Origin of the sequence: Actinoplanes sp. CA-015351 (assembly GCF_050955685.1) — a bacterium.
GTDB lineage: Bacteria > Actinomycetota > Actinomycetes > Mycobacteriales > Micromonosporaceae > Actinoplanes.
Map to the genome: position 1 here is coordinate 4254127 of NZ_CP192102.1, position 15677 is coordinate 4269803.

Below are 15677 nucleotides of genomic sequence, written 5' to 3' on the forward strand. Positions count from 1 at the left end.
GGTCAGCTGCGCGGTGACGCCGTCGATGAACCACCGCAGGAACCGGTCAGCTGCGCGGTGACGCCGTCGATGAACCACCGTTGGAACTGCTCGGCCGGCCAGCCGCGCCGGCGGACCAGCCAGTCGTAGTTGCGGACGTCCTGGGCCAGCCACAACACGTCGGCCGCCTGGTCCCGGCTCAGCCGGACCTCGCCGGTCTCGGCCAGGTCGGCGGCGAACATCAGCATGCCGCGACGGCGGTCGTCGAGGTTCTTGCCCCAGATCGCCGCGGCGTCGGCGTCGGCCGTGGCCGCGCCGGCCAGCGCCAGCATGACATCCGCCTGCCGGGCATGAATCTCGGTGAGGTGCCGGGCGAACCTGTCGAGTTTCGCCCGCAGGCCGGACGCCGCGCGGATCTCCGCGACGAACGCCCGCTCCGGCAGCGGCACCTGCTCGTCGTCGCCGGCCAGGGTCACGTCGACCAGATCGGAGAGCAGCTGGCGTTTGCTGCCGAACACCGCGTACACGGTCTGCACCGCCACGCCGGCCTCGGCAGCGACAGCGGTGAGCGGGGTGGCGGCGTACCCGGGGTCGACGAACAGCGTGGCGGCCGCGCCGAGGATCGCGCGACGGGTCTGCCGGGCCTGTTCCTCGCGGCGCGGCGAAACATAACGCCGGTTGACAGTCACCCCGGCAGGGTAGTCCACTATTGGATAGAGCACGGCTCTATCCAATAACAGCGAGGTGGTTCTCATGACCAGCACCGCGGCTTTCTGGGCGCAAGCGGCCCCCGGCTGGATCGCTCAGGCCGACCGGCAGGACGAGATCGGCCGCCCGCTGGGCGCGGTGGCGCTGGATCGGCTGCGGGCCCGGCCCGGCGAGCGGATCCTCGACGTCGGCTGCGGATGCGGCGGCACCACCGCCGAGATCGCTCGTCTGACCGGCGGTGAGGGCAGCGCCGTGGGGCTCGACTTCGCCGAGGAGATGGTGCGCGCCGCGCGCGAACGGTTCGGAGCGGGTCCGGTGTTCGTGGTCGGTGATGTCGAGACCCTGGACGTCGTGCCCGGGGCGCCGTTCGACGCGGCCTATTCGCGGATGACGCTGATGCTGCTCAGCGACCCGGTCGCCGGGCTGTCCACGGTCCAGCGGTCACTGCGCGGGGGTGGCCGGCTGGCCGCGACGGTGTTCCGCGACGGCGGGGTGAACCCGTGGCTGCCTGCGGCGGTCCGCGGCGCGGCGCCTCACGTGGGGCCGATGCCCGCGATGCCGGCCGGGGACGAGCCGGGGCCGTTCGCCTTCGCCGATCCGGCCCGCATTACCCGGGTGCTCACCACGGCAGGTTTCAACAGCATCACGATCGAGCCGCACGACGTCGTGCTCGACGCGCCGGACGAGCCGGACATGGTGGCCGAATGGCTGATCGAGGTGGGTCCGGCCGGTGGCGCGTACCGTCGATCCTCACCGGACGCTCAGCGATCCGCTCGCGCCGGGGTGGCGGGATTGCTGGAACCGTTCCGCCGCGAGGGCGGATATCGGCTGCCGTCCGGCCTCTGGTCGATCACCGCGATCGCGTGATCAAACGTTGGCCGATCACTGCGATCGCCTGATCAAACTTTGGTCGATCACCGCGATCGCCTGATCAAACTTTGGTCGATCACCGCGATCGCCTGGTCAAACGCCGCATGGCGGCCCGCTGAAATTCAGCGCGCCGCCATGCGGTCCAAACCAAGATCAGATGACGCGGATGTCCGACGCCTGCGGGCCCTTGGCGCCCTGGGTGATCTCGAACTCCACCCGCTGGTTCTCCTCGAGGCTGCGGAAGCCGCTCGCGGAGATGGCGGAGAAGTGGGCGAAGACGTCAGCGCCGCCGTCGTCCTGGCTGATGAAGCCGAAGCCCTTGTCGGCGTTGAACCACTTCACGGTACCTGTAGCCATGTCTGCTCCTTCGCGAGCTCGGAGACCACACTGTGCGATCTCTCACGCCGCCGCGTTGATTCACCCGCGTCTGAACCGACACGACCAACGAAAAAGCGCCTAAACGGAATCATCAGATGACCCATCAGGCGCCAAAAACGTCTACTGAAATCAAAACTGCAACGAGGGAACCGTATCACAGAACCTGCCGCTGTCTGCCCACACCGAGACAACCCGCGAGTTCGCGTACGCTGGGTGCAGGACCAGTTCGTCAGCATCATCGGCGGCCCGGCGCTCTCACCGGCGCACTGGTAAAGCCGCGATGACCCACTGGCGCCCCCTTCAGCGATCTCACCAGCCGCTGCGCCCGCGGTGGACTCATGGCTGATGAGCACCGGTCCTACTTGGTTCTTGCTGAGCGACACCGACACCACAGGAGCACCTCATGACGTTCACGGCCACTCCGTCACCGTTGCGCCAGCCTGCCAAGAAGACCCTCCGGGAGCGAGGCGCGGACAGCTTCCACGCCGCACTCGCCGCCGTCCTGACCGCCGGGCTCGAGGAGGCACTCGCCACCGGCGACCACGTCAAGGCGGTCAACTTCATCAACCGCGGCTTCGCCGAGGGTACGCCCGAGCTGGGCTGCGAAATGCTCTGCCGGGCCATCGCGGTCGTCGGCACCGCCCGGACCTGGACCGTGCAGCTCGCCCCGCTGAACGTGCGTCAGCGGACCGCGGCGCCGGCCTCCGAGGGCGACGCCGAGCTCTCTTGATCACGACCGCGTGATCATGGCCGGTTACTGTCGGCGGCATGCCGATCGAGTTCAGTGAAGAGGGCTGGGAGCAGCTGACACCCGAGCAGCGTGCCAGCCTCCGGTTCATCGAGCAGATGACGGGCACCCGGACCAGCGACGGGCCGCCTCCGCCCGGATCACCGCTGGCTCGCGCGCTCGCCTTGACGGAAGCCCTCCGGGCCGGCCAGATCACCGAGGAAGAACACCGCGCCGCCCTTGGCCGGATCATGGACGAGTCGCTCACCGAGCGGCTCGACGATCCGGCCTGACCAGCGCCGGCCTGCCGGATCACCCCATCCGGCAGGCCGTTTCGTTCGTGTGCTCTCAGTTCTTCCGGTGCAGTTTGCCCATCCCGATCAGCACGTCGTCCTCGATCGTGCAGCCGTGCAGAACGGCCCGGTGTCCGACACTGACATCCGTACCGACGCTGACCGGGAAACCGGGATCGGCGTGCACGACGAGGCCGTCCTGAAGGTTCGTACCCGCCCCGACGGCGACATCCTCCAGGTCGGCGCGCACGACCGTCTGGGTCGCACCCGCGCACTACCTTCGGACGCCATCGATCGGCGGGGGGCCCATGAGCGAGTTCGTGCGGCGTGATTAAACGCTTCCGTACCCTAAAGGGCGAAAGATCTTGAAAGTCAGGGTTTCGCCGTGTTTTTCTGCAAGCCCGGCCATACCGTGATCAACCATGCGACTCCTCACCCTCATCGTGGCCGCGGTGCTCCTGCCGAGCCTGCCGGCGGCCGCCGCACCGCTGGACGGTCTGCTGACCGAGAAGGACCTTCCGCAGCGGTACGGTCAGGCCATCAAGGACCCGTACGCCCATGTCCTGGAAGCCCTCGTCACCGGCGACAAGACCTGCCGGCTGGCGCAGCCGGAGCAGTCGAGGCGGGCCCTGTTCGTCACGCGGGACAGGTACGCCCTCGACGTTGAGACGCTCACCGAGGTGGTGGCGGAGACCGGTGCCGCACGGGACCTCGTCGCCGCGGCCGCCGACCTGCCGAAGCGGTGTGCGACCTTCGAGACGCCGGGATTCACCGTCCGCGTCACGCCTGCGGTACTGCCCCGCGTCGGGGACGCGTCGGCCGCGCTGCGGGTGGTCTTCTGGATGAAGGCCGCCAGCTCCCCCACCAGCTATGTCGACGCCATGCAAGCCGAGATCTCGGTCGTCGCCCGGCGGGACGTGTCGGTCACCGTGATCCTGCTCGGGTACTACGAGAAGCACGGAGTCGCGCTGAAGACGGTCACCCGCAAGGCCGTACGCAAGCTCGCGGCCTGAACCACGACGGGCCCGGCGGCGTATCAGGAAGTACGCGCACCGGCGCCGGGAGTCACCTCAGGCCACGGCGCCGGACGCACCGATCAGGCCGCCCGGCCGGGGCCCGCGTCGCCGGGTGTTGAGCCGTCCACACAGGCCTGGGCCAGCCAGTTGCCCAGCAGGGGCGCGAATTTGAACAGGTTCTCGCCGTGGACGGCGAGCACCCGGCCGCGCCGCACGAACTGCAGGCCGTCGCCGAGGTCCGGGTTGTGCGTGCAGTACAGCCGTCCGACGGCCCGGGGTTCGACGCCGGGCAGTTCCCGGGCGACGTACGCGGTGACCACGTCCAGTGACGCCCGTTCCGCGGCTTCCCGGCCGCCTTCCCAGCTCACCAGGGCCGGGTCGGCGTCGGCGCCGATCGACCAGGTGCCGGGCGCGGCGACGTGCTGGTACGTGCCGTCGGTGATCCAGCACTGGAGGGGCGTGTCCACCCGCAGCGGGAAGCTGAAGCGGACGTGGTGCTCCAGCGCGGACGGAGTTCCGATACCCACGCCGGCGGCCAGCCCGGACGTGGCGGATCCGGCGCAGATCAGGGCCGCGTCGAAGTCGTCGACGGACGTGCCCGCGGTTACGCGTACCCTCGCGTCCTTGATCTCTTCAATCGTGTCGGCGGACGTCTGGCGGATGTGGTTCGCGGCGGCCGCGGTGAGGAAGGCGCGCACCCGGTCGGCGCGGATGATGCCACCCGCCGGATCGATCAGTGCCGGGCCGGCAAAATCGGTCGCCGGGAGGCGCAGCAGCGACGATCCGGGATCGACGAGCTGGTGATCAGCACCGGACATCGCCATCGCGGAGGCCCAGTCGCCGACCAGCTCGCCGCTGACGACCGTGCCGACCTCGTCGATCAGGGGTTCGCCGGCGCGCTCGCTCCAGCCGGCGAAGAGGCGGCGGGACTGGGCGGCCAGGTCGACCATGTCCGGGTACGCGTGCGCGAGCCGGAAGATCCGGGTGTCGCCGGCCGAGCGCTCGCCCATCGGCGGGCCGGGCTCGTAACAGACGACGTCGACGCCTCGGCGCGCCAGCTCCACGGTCGCCGACAGACCGACGACCCCTCCCCCGATGACCGCGATCTTCACGGTGGTTGACGCTATCAGCGCTGCCCGGCGGCCAGATCCCGGCGCTCGTCCCGGCCGGCCGTTGATCGCATCGGTTTACCGGTCGGTGTTCGCGGCAGCTCCACCCGCAGGGTGATGTCGCGCGGGCGCTCGGCCCGCGAGAGCCGGTCGGCCACCACACGCGCAGATCAGAAACGGTCAGGGACGAGCCCGGCCGGACCTCGACGGCAACCCGCAGCCGCTGACCGAAATCGTCGTCCGGGACGGGTTCCAGGGGCCGCCCGCAGATCCGCCGGCGTCGCCATCCATCCCCAGCCGGCCTCCGTGGTCGCGTGCAGCCACCGCCCGGCGTGGCTCACCGTGACGGATCCACCATCGTCATGCCGGCCACGGTCGCCTGATCAAAACCGGGCAGCAACATCGCCGCCTCATCGAGCCCGACGGTACGTTCGATCAACCGCTCCGGCCGGAGCAGCCCCTTCTCGATGAGCGCGAGCATCCCCGGATAGTCAGCCGCCGCCATCCCGTGACTGCCCAGTACGTCGAGCTCCCACCCGATCACCCGCGCCATCGGTACCCTGGGATGACCGTCGATCGGCGGCAGCAGCCCCACCTGAACGTGCCGCCCCCGCCGCCGAAGGCTCAGAATCGCATCGGTGCAGGTCTGCTCACTGCCGACAGCATCCATCGCGACATGGCTGCCACCCCCGGTCAGCGCGGCGACGGCCGCCGGAACATCAGCACTCCCGGCAAGCAGCGTGTGCTCCGCGCCGAGCCCGGCGGCAACGGCAAGCGCCTCCGGGTTCCGGTCCACGGCGATCACCCGTCCGCCCAGCGCCCGCGCGATCATCACCGCGCTCAGACCGACGCCGCCGGCTCCGACGACGGTCACCCACTCGCCTTCGGCGAGCCGGGCACGACCCACCAGCCCACGGTACGCCGTAGCGAACCGGCACCCGAGCCCCGCGGCGGCCGCAAAGCCCACCGTCTCCGGGATGGCGACGAGATTCGTGTCCGCCGCGTGCAACGCGACATATTCGGCGAACGATCCCCAGTGGGTGAACCCCGGCTGCTGCTGGTCGGGGCACACCTGAGCATCCCCGGCCAGGCACCACGCACACCGCCCGCACCCGCAGACGAACGGAACGGTCACCCGGTCGCCGGCCTTCCAGCGCCGGACCCCGGCACCGGCCTCGGCGACAACCCCGGCCAGCTCATGTCCCGGCACGTGCGGAAACACGATGTCGTCGTCATGCCCGGCCCACCCGTGCCAGTCACTACGGCACAGCCCGGTGGCGACAACCCGGACAACCACCCCACCATCAGGCGCGACGGGCTCCGCCACAGCCCGAACCCCCGGCCGGCCCCGAACCTCATCAACCACAAGCGCTCGCACAACCGGCATCCTGTCAGCCCTCACCGGACCCGGCCACACCCTTCCCGAAGCCACCGTGCCGAGAATCGCTCAAGATCTAGTGACGGCTGCCACTTGCCACCGTGAGACGCCCGACGATCTCCGCCCCTCCCGCGATCTTGGGCGACTGCGTACCGCAGAGGGTCGAAAATCGCTCAAGATCGCGGGAGGAAACGGCGCGGGAGGAAACGGCGCGGGAGGGAACGGCGCGGGAGGGAACGGCGCGGGAGGCTGGGATACGTGGTGGCTGGGGAACGGCTTTCGTTCGGGGCGGCGGCCGCTGCCTATGCCTAGCACCGGCCCGACTACGCGCGGGCCGCCGTGCGCTGGGCCCTCTAGCCCGCACGCGTACCGCAGGCGCTGGAACCCGCCCCCGGATCGCGGGTGCTCGCCAGCCTCGCACCGCGGCGTCTCTCGTCGCCACCCTCGCGACCCGCGCCGGGATGCTCGTCATGCCGGAGCACGAGCGCCGCGCCACGCTCGGCCGGATCAGCGACTTCCTCGCGAGCCGGCCGGAGACCGCGGACGGGGAGTTCACCCTGCCGATGCTGACCTGTGTACTGAGACTCCACGGAAAATGAGCCTCCAAGAAACCTGAGACTCCACGGAAACTAGAGCCCCGGCGCGCCCAGCGGCAGCGTCAGCGTGAACGTGCTGCCCGTCGGCTTGCCCGGCTGATAACCCACCGAGCCGTTGTTCGCCTCGGCCAGGCCTTTCACGATGTACAGGCCCAGACCGTGCCCCTGGATCGCCGGATCGTTGCCGGACGCGCGGGTGAACCTGTCGAACAGGTGCGGGCGCAGCAGCGACGGAATACCCGGCCCGTTGTCGTGTACCGAGATCCGGGCACGATCGTCGAGCTGCTCCACCGTGATGGCCGTGGCGCCACCGGCATACTTGGCGGCGTTCGTACAGAAGTTCGTGATGATCTGGTGCAGGTGACTCGGGTGCACCAGGACGGTCATGTCGTCCGGGCAGTGCAGCGCCACACTGAGATCGAGGCTTCCGGCGATCTCGGTCAGCGCCGCCGCGAGGTCAACCGGCTCCGGGGTGGCCTGGAGCTGACCGGCGTCGATCGTGCACATGGTGAGGATCTCGGCGCGCAGCTGGTTGAGACGGCGGGTCGAGCGGGCGATCACCTCCATGGCCTTGCGGTGCGACGGCACCAGCTGGTCGAGGTCGGCGAGCAGCATGTCGGCGTACCCGCCGATGGTGTTCAGCGGTGTGCCGATCTCGTGGGAGAGCATGCCCATCAGGTCGAGTTTGAGCGCGTTGGCGTCGGCGAGCTGGCCGTTGGTGTCCTGGAGCAGGGCGTTGCGTTCGGCGAGCTGGGCCGCGGCGGCGTCGCGTTCGCGTTCGGCGGCCAGGCGTGCGGTGACGTCCTGGACGACGGCGATGAAGCTGACCGGCTGGCCGTCGCTGTCGCGGACCAGGGACATGCCGACCTCGGCGTCGACGACGTGGCCGTCGGCGTGCAGCAGGCGCACGTACCGGCCGGTGGGCTGGTCCTCGGTGAACATGTACGCGGCGGTGCGGTGGTTGTCGGCGCGGTCGTCAGGATGGGTGATGTCGTCGAGGGTGGCGTTCTCCAGATCGACGACGGCACGACCGAGAATGTCGGCGAGTGCCGGGTTGACCTGCTGGAACCGGAATTCCAGCGACAGCGCGGCCTGGCCGACGGTGACCAGCGAGAACTGGGTGCGCAGCCGTTTCGCGCCATCGGCGAGCTGCCGTTCAGCGTGTTTGCGGGCGGTGACGTCGACGTTCACCTCGAGGATCGCCATCGGCTGGCCGTCGTCGTCGTACTGCACGCCCTGGTGGGAGAGCACGATGATGCGGCTGCCGTCGCTGCGCAGGTGGTCGAGTTCGCCCTGCCACTGGCCGTGGTCGGCAAGCGCCTGGTCGACGGCCTCGAGGGAGATCGGGTACCGGGTGTCGAGCAGCCGGTGCGTGCGGCGGCCGAGGACGGCCGCCGCGTCCCAGCCGTACACCGCCTCGGCGCCGCGGTTCCAGTAGGTGACCTGGTGGTTGAGGTCGTGGACGATCACGGCGGTGGGCGCCAGGTCGAGCAGTTCGGCCTGTTGCCGCAGGCGGGCGTTGTCGCGGTGGCGTTCGGAGACGTCGCTGCACACCCCGTCGACGAAGAGGTTGCCGCCTTCGCGGCGGGGGTGCCCGCGGGTCCAGACCCACCGGGTCACGCCGTCGCGGCCGATCAGCCGGCTGACGACCTGCGCGGTCTGCCCGCTGACCAGGGATTCGCGGAACTCCAGGAAAGCGTCGCGGTCCTCGGGGTGCATCATGCCGGCCATGGCCCGGCCCAGGTCACCACCGGCGGGCGCGGGGCCGCCGAAGATGCCGGTGTTGTTGGGGCTGGCGTACACCATCCGGACGGCGCCGTCCGGGGTGACGCGTACGGTCCAGAGGAAGTCGCTGAGGTTGCCGACGATCTGGTCGAAGTGCCGCTGGGCACGGCTGAGCTCGAGTTCGAGGTCGACGGCGCGCCGGCGGTGGACGTACTGGCCGATGTGCGCGGCGACCGACTCCAGGGCGGCCACCAGCTCGGGGTCGGCGGAGGTGTCGCGGCGGTCGAAGACGGCGAGGATCCCCACGACGTCGGTGCCGTTGCGCACCGGCACGGCCACCGCGGTACGCAGGCCCGCGGCATGTGCGGCCTCGGACCGGGTGGTGTCGGCGCCCGGCAGGCCGGTGATCCAGCGTGCCGCCGCGGTGCGCCACACCGCGCCGAGGACGCCGTCCTCGCGGCCGAATGCGCGGGTGGTCCGCATCGGCGCGGTCGCCGTGGCGTCCCGGGACCAGTCGGCGAGGCGGACGAGCTGCTCGGTGCCGTTGGTCTCCAGGTGCCAGTACTCGACGTACGGCCAGCGCAGGCCTTCGCCGACCCGGGCCACCACGGCCTCGGCGGCGTGCTCGGCGCTCTGTGCGGCGGCGAGGGCGCCGGCTACCGCGTACTCGAGCCTGCGCAACTGCTCGCTGCGGCGAGCCGCGCTGATGTCCCTGATGAACGCGTGCATCGCGGTGGGGTCCTGCGGGTCGCGCGCGGTCGCCGACAGCTCGATCGGGAACTGCCGGCCGCCCTCGTGGATGGCCTGGAACTCGCCGCGCAGGCCCTCCGCGCGGGTGCCGGCCACCTCGGTCAGCCAGCGGGTGAACGAGGGACGCTGACCGGAGACGATCAGCAGCTCGCTGACCGGCTTGCCGAGCGCCTGGGCCTCGCTCCAGCCGAACATCTGCTCGGCCTGCAGGTTCCAGCCGGTCAACCGGCCGCTCGCGTCGGTGGCGACGAACGCCTCCAGGGCGCTGTCGAGAACCCATCTGAGCTGCTGTTTCGCCTCCTGGCGCTCCAGCGTGACCGCGATCCGGGCGGCCATCTCACCGGACGCCGCGGCGGCCAGACCTTTGAGCGTGGCCAGGTCCGTCTCCGACCAGGTACGCGTCTCGGTGTCGAAAACGCACAGCGTCCCCAGCACCGATCCGTCCGGTGATCGCACCGGCATCCCGGCATAGGCCACGGCGTGGTACTCGTGGACCGCCGGGTTGTCGCGCAGCAGCGGATGCTCCCGGGCGTCGCCGACGACGAGCGGCTCCCCCGACTCGACGACGTGCCGGCAGTACGAGTGTGTCATCGGCAGGTGCCGCAGCTCCGCCGTCACCGGGCCGTCGCCCCGGCTGACCGAGCACTGCGACTCGGCGTCCACCAGGTTCAGCAACGCCACACGGACGTCGAGCAGGCGCATCGTGAGCGCGGTGATCTCGTCGAGGACCGGCGACGGCGCGGCGTCGATCAGCCCGGTGTTCGCCACAGCGGCGAGCCGAACCGGGTCGGCGATCGCGTCAGGGCGGGCGGACAGCGCGACTGCGGTGGTTTCCATCACCCGCACAGTCGGCACTTATCGGGGCGACTTGAGCCGCTTGATCTCCGGTCGGCGATCGTGCGGCGATGGACCGCGGATCGCTGGCCGCTGAGGAGTCAGCGTAGACCGTTATTGTCTGTGTCCATGACGATAACCAGCTCCCGGGCCGACCGGACACGGGAGTCCCGCTCACGGATCCTCGACGCCGCGGTCACCTGCCTGCTGCGTGACGGGTACGCCCGGACCAGCACCATCTCCATCCAGGCCGAGGCCGGGATGTCACGGGGCCGGATGCTGCACCAGTTCCCGTCCAAGGAGGAGCTGCTGGTCGCGGCGGCGCACCACATCTTCGCGGCGCAGCTGGAGCAGCCGGTGCCGGTGGCGCTGACCGAGCAGATCACTCTCGCGCACGGGCCGGGTGAGCGGATCGCCGTGGTGGTTGACGTGTTGTGGGCGACGTTTCAGGAGCCAAGCTTCTGGGCGGCCACCGAGTTGTGGGTCGCCGCGCGTACCGAAGCGGCCCTGGCCGAGGCGATCCGGCCGGCCGAGAAACGCTTGGGCCGGGCGATCTGGACGCGGATGGACGACCTGTTCGGGCCGGACCTGGTGGGCCGGCCGCTGTATCTGCCGGTGCGCCCGGTGCTGTTCACCAGCATGCGGGGGACGGCGCTGAGTTATGCGTTCGACGCGCGCCCGCCGTCGTCGGAGCCGTTGCTGGAGCACTGGAAGGAGATCGCTCGGCACTCGCTTCTAGGACCAGTAAACAGACTGCCTTGACTGTTTCTGCTTCGGAGAGCGAGACTCGGTCGTCCAGACTTCGAAGGAGATCTCTGTGCGAACCCGGTTCACCGAGGCTTTCGGCATCCGCCACCCCATCGTGCAGGGCGGCATGCAGTGGGTCGGCCGCGCCGAGCTAGCCGCCGCCGTCTCCCAGGCCGGCGGCCTCGGCATGATCACCGCACTGACCCAGCCCACCCCCGCTGACCTGGCCGCCGAGATCGAACGCTGCCGCAAGCTCACCGACCAGCCGTTCGGCGTCAACCTGACGATCCTGCCCGCGATCACCCCGCCGCCCTACGACGAATACCGGCGGGTCATCGTCGACTCCGGCGTCACCATCGTGGAGACGGCAGGCTCCAACCCGGAACCGCACATGGAGATGTTCCGCGCCCACAACGTCAAGATCATTCACAAATGTACGAGTGTCCGGCACGCCCTGAAAGCCGAGGCAGTAGGCGTCGACGCGGTCAGCATCGACGGGTTCGAGTGCGCCGGCCACCCGGGTGAGGACGACATCCCCGGCCTCGTCCTGATCCCGGCCGCCACCGACCGGCTCACCATCCCGGTCCTCGCCTCCGGCGGATTCGCCGACGCGCGCGGCCTGGTCGCGGCCCTGGCGCTCGGCGCGGACGGCATCAACATGGGCAGCCGGTTCATGTGCACCGTCGAGTCCCCGATCCACGACAAGGTCAAGCAGGCCATCGTCGACGGTGACGAACGCGGCACCCAGCTGATCTTCCGGCAACTGCGCAACACCGCCCGGGTGGCCGGCAACGCGGTCAGCCGGGACGTCGTGGAGATCCTGCTGAACGGCGGCAGTTTCCCGGACATCGCGCCGCTGGTGGCCGGGTCCCGGGGCCGCAGGGTCTTCGAGGACGGCGACCTGGACGCCGGGATCTGGACCGTGGGCCTGGTGCAGGGGCTGATCCACGACATTCCGACGTGTGCGTCGCTGTTGGACCGCATCGTCAGCGAAGCCTCGGCGTTGATCACCGGCCGTCTCGCGGCGGTCGTCCCATGACCGACATCACCTGCCATCGGGACGGGCCGATCCTGCGCCTCACGTTCAACCGGCCGCACGTGCTCAACGCCGTGACCCCGGCTGTCCTCGACGACCTGACCGAGCTGCTCACCGAAACCGCGGAGGACCCGTCGGTCCGGGTGGTCGTGCTGGCCGGTGCAGGCCGGGGTTTCAGTTCCGGAGCCGATCTGGGTGCTGATTTCTCCTCTCCGGAAGCGACCCTGCACGCCGCGAACCGGCTGATCCGCTGCCTGGGCACCCTCCCGCAGCCGGTTGTCGCCGCCGTGCAGGGCCCGGCCGCCGGGGTGGGCGCGTCCATCGCGCTTGCCTGCGACCTGGTCCTGGCGTCGACGACCGCGTTCTTCCAGCTGGCGTTCGTCAACATCGGCCTGATGCCGGACGGCGGCGCGACCCTGCTGGTACCGGCGAACATCGGCCGCGCCCGAGCCCTGCGCCTGGCGCTGCTGGGTGAGCGCCTGCCCGCCGCCATCGCCGCCGATTGGGGCCTGATCCACCAGGTCGTCGATCCGCCGGACCTGGCCGGCGCCGTCGACCAGCTGGCAACCCGGCTGTCCCGGGCCGCGCCACTGGCCCTTGCGGCCGCCAAACGCGCCGTCAACGCGGCCACACTCGGTGGCCTTGAGGACAGTCTGGAGCGGGAGCTGGTCGGCCAGTCGGCGCTGCTGGGCAGCGAGGACTTCCGGACAGCGGTGGCAGCCTTCCGGGCGAAACAGACGCCGGACTTCGCGGGCCGCTAGAGATCGGCCTTGCCGCGCAGGACGCAGAACTCGTTGCCCTCCGGGTCGGCGAGCACCGCCCACCCGGTTCCGTCAGCGTGGCGCCGGTCGTCCACCACTGTCGCACCCAGCTCGATCACCCGCGCCACCTCCTCGTCCCGGGTCCCCTCAGTGGGGCGCAGGTCGAAATGGAGCCGGTTCTTGCCCTGCTTCGCGTCCGGCACCTCGATGAAGAGCAGCCGGTGCCGCCCGTCCGCCGAGAAGATCAGGCACTCCTCGTGGCCGGGCTCGTTCGGATCCTCCGGATCCTCCCGGTAATCCAGAACGCTCTGCCACCACCGGGACAGCGCGTACGCGTCGGTGCAGTCCACGTTGGTGTGATCAATATAGGCCGCCATCTGTAGATCATCCCACGGATACGATCGACAGAAGATGATCAATGACCGGCAGACCATCGGACAGGGCCAGCGGCTCCATCCGACCTGGGCGGACGACACCCGGCGTCACCAAGGTCGACCTCCTGCTGAACGGCGTCGTCGTCCGCAGTTACCAGGACGGCAAACAGAACCAGGGCGCCTACCTGTCGGTACCGTTCAAGCTGCACAACACCGACGCGGACGTCACGGTGCGCGCCTTCGACGCGGCCGGAAACCACGGCGAGGCCACCAGCCGGGTCCACGTCGACACCCAGGGCCCACTCGCCACCGTCTCCCCGCCGTTCGAGTCGTTCGTCAGCGGCGTCGTCACCTTCACCGCGACCGGCGTCTCCAGCGACCTCGCCCGGATCTCGCTCTGGGATTACGCGACGGCGCGCGAGGTAGCCGTGACGACGGCGGCGCCCTGGACGATGAAGTGGGACACGGCCGGGCGCAACGAGGCAGCGTTCGTGCAGATCAACCTCACCGACAAGGCCGGGAACAGCACCCTCCTCGACGGCTTCTACGCCGTCGACAACACCGGGCCGGCCATCACGGCGATCACACCGGGTAACCGGGCCCTCGTGCGCGGCGCGACGTTCCCGACCTCGGTGCGCGCCTCCGATCCGTCCGGCATCCGTGAGGCGAACCTGAAGGGCGGCTACCCCGTGGTGGCCAAGCCGCCCTTCACCGTCCGCGCGTCGACCGGAAAGGACGGCCTGCAGACGCTGACCTGGACGCTCACCGACCGGCTCGGTAACACGACCACCGCCAAACGGGTCGTCGTCGTGGACAACACCAAGCCGAAGGCGAAGATCACCAAGGCGCCGGCCAATGGCGCCGAGGTCAAGGGGACCGTCAAGGTCGCGGTGTCCGCCTCCGACCGCAACGGCATCAACCGGGTCGAGCTGCTGATCAACGGCAAGGTCGTCGCGAAGGACGCCAAGGGGCCGTACACCTTCTCCGTCAAGACCAAGAAATACGGCAAGAAGATCAAGGTCCAGATCCGGGTGTACGACAAAGCCGGCAACGTCACGAAAACCAGGACCCGCACCTGGCGGCGATGAAGTCCGGGGATGGGTGAAGGCGAATCAGCTCCGCGTGTCGTATTGTCGGTCGGTGCCTGACTCCGTGACCAGCCGCAGCAGCGCGGCCACCCAGCGTCCCGCCGCCTCGCTGCGCAACAGCGTCGCCGGCCAGCCGCTCAAGACGAAATCCGAGAAACGTGCTGAGGCCAAGGCCGCCAAGGCACGGGCCCGGGCCCGGGAGAAGCGCCGGCAGACGCTGACCGTGGCCGGCGCCGCGCTGGTCGTGCTGGCCCTCGTCGTCGGGCTGATCGCCTGGATCAGCAACACGTCGGACTCCTCAACGCCGGCCGCCGAGGCCCCGGCCGTCGCGAGCGCGGAAGCCCTCGCTCCCACCGACGCCGCCACGACCGAGCCGGCCGCGGCGTTCCCGCCGGTGCCGGACGGCGCCGACCCGGCCCTGAGCAAGAAGCCGGCCGCCACCGCGGGCTCCGGCGAGCTCAGCAAGCTGACGACCAAGACCCTCATCGAGGGCAAGGGCGCGGCGGTCGAGTCCGGCCAGACGATCAACGTGAACTACGTGGGTGTCACCTACGCCGACGGCAAGGAGTTCGACTCGTCCTGGAGCCGCTCGGAGGCGTTCAGCTTCCAGATCGGGTCCGGCGGCGTCATCCAGGGCTGGGACCAGGGCCTGATCGGGGCGAAGGTCGGCAGCCGGGTCCAGCTCGACATCCCGGCCGACCTGGCGTACGGCGACAACCCGACCGGCGGCCAGCCGGCCGGCGCGCTGCGCTTCATCGTCGACGTCCTGTCAGCCTCCTGACCGGGGCGCTTCGAAGCGCCCCAGCCAGGTCGTCAGCAACGCCTCCAACTGGGCGGCTTCCTCAGGCTTCAACTCCTGGAGAAGCCGTCTCTCGTTACGCATGTGCTCGGCGAACGCCTGGTCGATCAGCTCCCGCCCGGCCGTGGTCAGCCCGACCACCCGCCCCCGCCCGTCGGTCGAGCTCACCCGGCGGGTGACCAGCCCGTCGCGCTCCAAGCGGTCGATCCGCTTGCTCATCGCCCCGGTCGTGACCATGGTGAACGCCGCCAGCTCCCCCGGCGCCCGCTCGAACGGCTCCCCGGCACGGCGCAGAGCAGCGAGAACGTCGAATTCCCCCTCGCCAAGCCCGTACCGCCGGTAGACCACGCACAGCTGCTCGGTGAGATGGGCGGCGACCCGGTGCAGCCGCCCGATGACACCCTGCGGCGACACGTCGAGGTCCGGGCGCTCCCGGGCCCACTCGCGCTGGATCCGGCCGACGTGGTCAAGGTTCTCGGTCACAGCCCTCACTATATATCTTCCCAGGA

The 15677-nt window shown here is 70.0% G+C and carries 18 protein-coding genes; 10 read left to right on the top strand and 8 right to left on the bottom strand.

Features of this window, described 5'->3' with window-relative positions; genetic code table 11:
* Positions 1-2: 2 nt before the first annotated feature.
* Positions 3-668, bottom strand: a complete 666-nt coding sequence (locus tag ACQP2E_RS19670; RefSeq protein ID WP_433824373.1) for a TetR/AcrR family transcriptional regulator — start codon at positions 666-668, stop codon at positions 3-5.
* A 64-nt stretch (positions 669-732) separates the two neighbouring features.
* Here ACQP2E_RS19670 and ACQP2E_RS19675 point away from each other — a divergent pair, with 64 nt between their 5' ends.
* Positions 733-1554: a class I SAM-dependent methyltransferase gene (locus ACQP2E_RS19675; protein WP_433824374.1), complete on the top strand. Its 822-nt coding sequence runs from the start codon at positions 733-735 to the stop codon at positions 1552-1554.
* A 156-nt stretch (positions 1555-1710) separates the two neighbouring features.
* Here ACQP2E_RS19675 and ACQP2E_RS19680 read toward each other — a convergent pair whose 3' ends face one another.
* Positions 1711-1914 (bottom strand): cold-shock protein, encoded by a 204-nt coding sequence (locus ACQP2E_RS19680; RefSeq protein WP_111652517.1) that lies wholly within the window; start codon positions 1912-1914, stop codon positions 1711-1713.
* A gap of 424 nt (positions 1915-2338) precedes the next feature.
* Between ACQP2E_RS19680 and ACQP2E_RS19685 the strand changes: the two genes are divergently transcribed.
* Positions 2339-2665, top strand: a complete 327-nt coding sequence (locus tag ACQP2E_RS19685; RefSeq protein WP_433824375.1) for a hypothetical protein — start codon at positions 2339-2341, stop codon at positions 2663-2665.
* A gap of 38 nt (positions 2666-2703) precedes the next feature.
* Positions 2704-2955: a hypothetical protein gene (locus ACQP2E_RS19690; protein WP_433824376.1), complete on the top strand. Its 252-nt coding sequence runs from the start codon at positions 2704-2706 to the stop codon at positions 2953-2955.
* A gap of 55 nt (positions 2956-3010) precedes the next feature.
* Here the strand turns inward: ACQP2E_RS19690 and ACQP2E_RS19695 are convergent, their stop codons facing one another.
* Entirely contained in the window at positions 3011-3205 is a 195-nt protein-coding gene (locus ACQP2E_RS19695) for a gamma carbonic anhydrase family protein (protein WP_433824377.1), read from the bottom strand.
* 172 nt (positions 3206-3377) lie between these two features.
* Here ACQP2E_RS19695 and ACQP2E_RS19700 point away from each other — a divergent pair, with 172 nt between their 5' ends.
* Positions 3378-3968, top strand: a complete 591-nt coding sequence (locus tag ACQP2E_RS19700; RefSeq protein WP_433824378.1) for a hypothetical protein — start codon at positions 3378-3380, stop codon at positions 3966-3968.
* A gap of 83 nt (positions 3969-4051) precedes the next feature.
* On the opposite strand, the gene ACQP2E_RS19705 is transcribed toward ACQP2E_RS19700, so the two are convergent.
* A complete protein-coding gene (locus tag ACQP2E_RS19705) occupies positions 4052-5083 on the bottom strand; it encodes an NAD(P)/FAD-dependent oxidoreductase (RefSeq protein WP_433824379.1) in 1032 nt (343 codons plus the stop codon).
* 334 nt (positions 5084-5417) lie between these two features.
* A complete protein-coding gene (locus tag ACQP2E_RS19710) occupies positions 5418-6407 on the bottom strand; it encodes a zinc-binding dehydrogenase (protein ID WP_433824380.1) in 990 nt (329 codons plus the stop codon).
* A gap of 521 nt (positions 6408-6928) precedes the next feature.
* On the opposite strand from ACQP2E_RS19710, the gene ACQP2E_RS19715 reads away from it, so the two are divergent.
* The gene (locus ACQP2E_RS19715) at positions 6929-7057 is read left to right on the top strand and encodes a hypothetical protein (RefSeq protein ID WP_433824381.1); all 129 of its coding nucleotides are present in this window, start codon (positions 6929-6931) and stop codon (positions 7055-7057) included.
* A gap of 30 nt (positions 7058-7087) precedes the next feature.
* On the opposite strand, the gene ACQP2E_RS19720 is transcribed toward ACQP2E_RS19715, so the two are convergent.
* On the bottom strand, positions 7088-10366 hold the full coding sequence (locus tag ACQP2E_RS19720; protein ID WP_433824382.1) for a PAS domain S-box protein: 3279 nt from the start codon (positions 10364-10366) through the stop codon (positions 7088-7090).
* A gap of 126 nt (positions 10367-10492) precedes the next feature.
* Between ACQP2E_RS19720 and ACQP2E_RS19725 the strand changes: the two genes are divergently transcribed.
* Genes ACQP2E_RS19725 through ACQP2E_RS19735 form a run of 3 tightly spaced genes read left to right on the top strand, consistent with a single transcriptional unit; the run spans position 10493 to position 12907 of the window.
* Complete coding sequence (locus tag ACQP2E_RS19725; RefSeq protein WP_433824383.1) at positions 10493-11125, top strand: TetR/AcrR family transcriptional regulator; 633 nt, start codon at positions 10493-10495, stop codon at positions 11123-11125.
* A 55-nt stretch (positions 11126-11180) separates the two neighbouring features.
* Positions 11181-12149, top strand: coding sequence for an NAD(P)H-dependent flavin oxidoreductase (locus tag ACQP2E_RS19730; RefSeq protein WP_433824384.1), 969 nt, complete (start codon positions 11181-11183; stop codon positions 12147-12149).
* Complete coding sequence (locus ACQP2E_RS19735) at positions 12146-12907, top strand: enoyl-CoA hydratase-related protein (protein WP_433824385.1); 762 nt, start codon at positions 12146-12148, stop codon at positions 12905-12907. Before ACQP2E_RS19730 ends, ACQP2E_RS19735 begins: the two co-directional genes overlap by 4 nt.
* On the opposite strand, the gene ACQP2E_RS19740 is transcribed toward ACQP2E_RS19735, so the two are convergent.
* On the bottom strand, positions 12904-13284 hold the full coding sequence (locus ACQP2E_RS19740; protein WP_433824386.1) for a VOC family protein: 381 nt from the start codon (positions 13282-13284) through the stop codon (positions 12904-12906). The genes ACQP2E_RS19735 and ACQP2E_RS19740 overlap by 4 nt on opposite strands.
* A gap of 41 nt (positions 13285-13325) precedes the next feature.
* Here ACQP2E_RS19740 and ACQP2E_RS19745 point away from each other — a divergent pair, with 41 nt between their 5' ends.
* A complete protein-coding gene (locus tag ACQP2E_RS19745; protein ID WP_433824387.1) occupies positions 13326-14369 on the top strand; it encodes an Ig-like domain-containing protein in 1044 nt (347 codons plus the stop codon).
* Positions 14370-14421: 52 nt separating this feature from the next.
* Entirely contained in the window at positions 14422-15150 is a 729-nt protein-coding gene (locus ACQP2E_RS19750; protein ID WP_433824388.1) for an FKBP-type peptidyl-prolyl cis-trans isomerase, read from the top strand.
* Here ACQP2E_RS19750 and ACQP2E_RS19755 read toward each other — a convergent pair.
* Positions 15139-15651 (bottom strand): MarR family winged helix-turn-helix transcriptional regulator, encoded by a 513-nt coding sequence (locus ACQP2E_RS19755; RefSeq protein ID WP_433824389.1) that lies wholly within the window; start codon positions 15649-15651, stop codon positions 15139-15141. The genes ACQP2E_RS19750 and ACQP2E_RS19755 overlap by 12 nt on opposite strands.
* Positions 15652-15677: the final 26 nt, after the last annotated feature.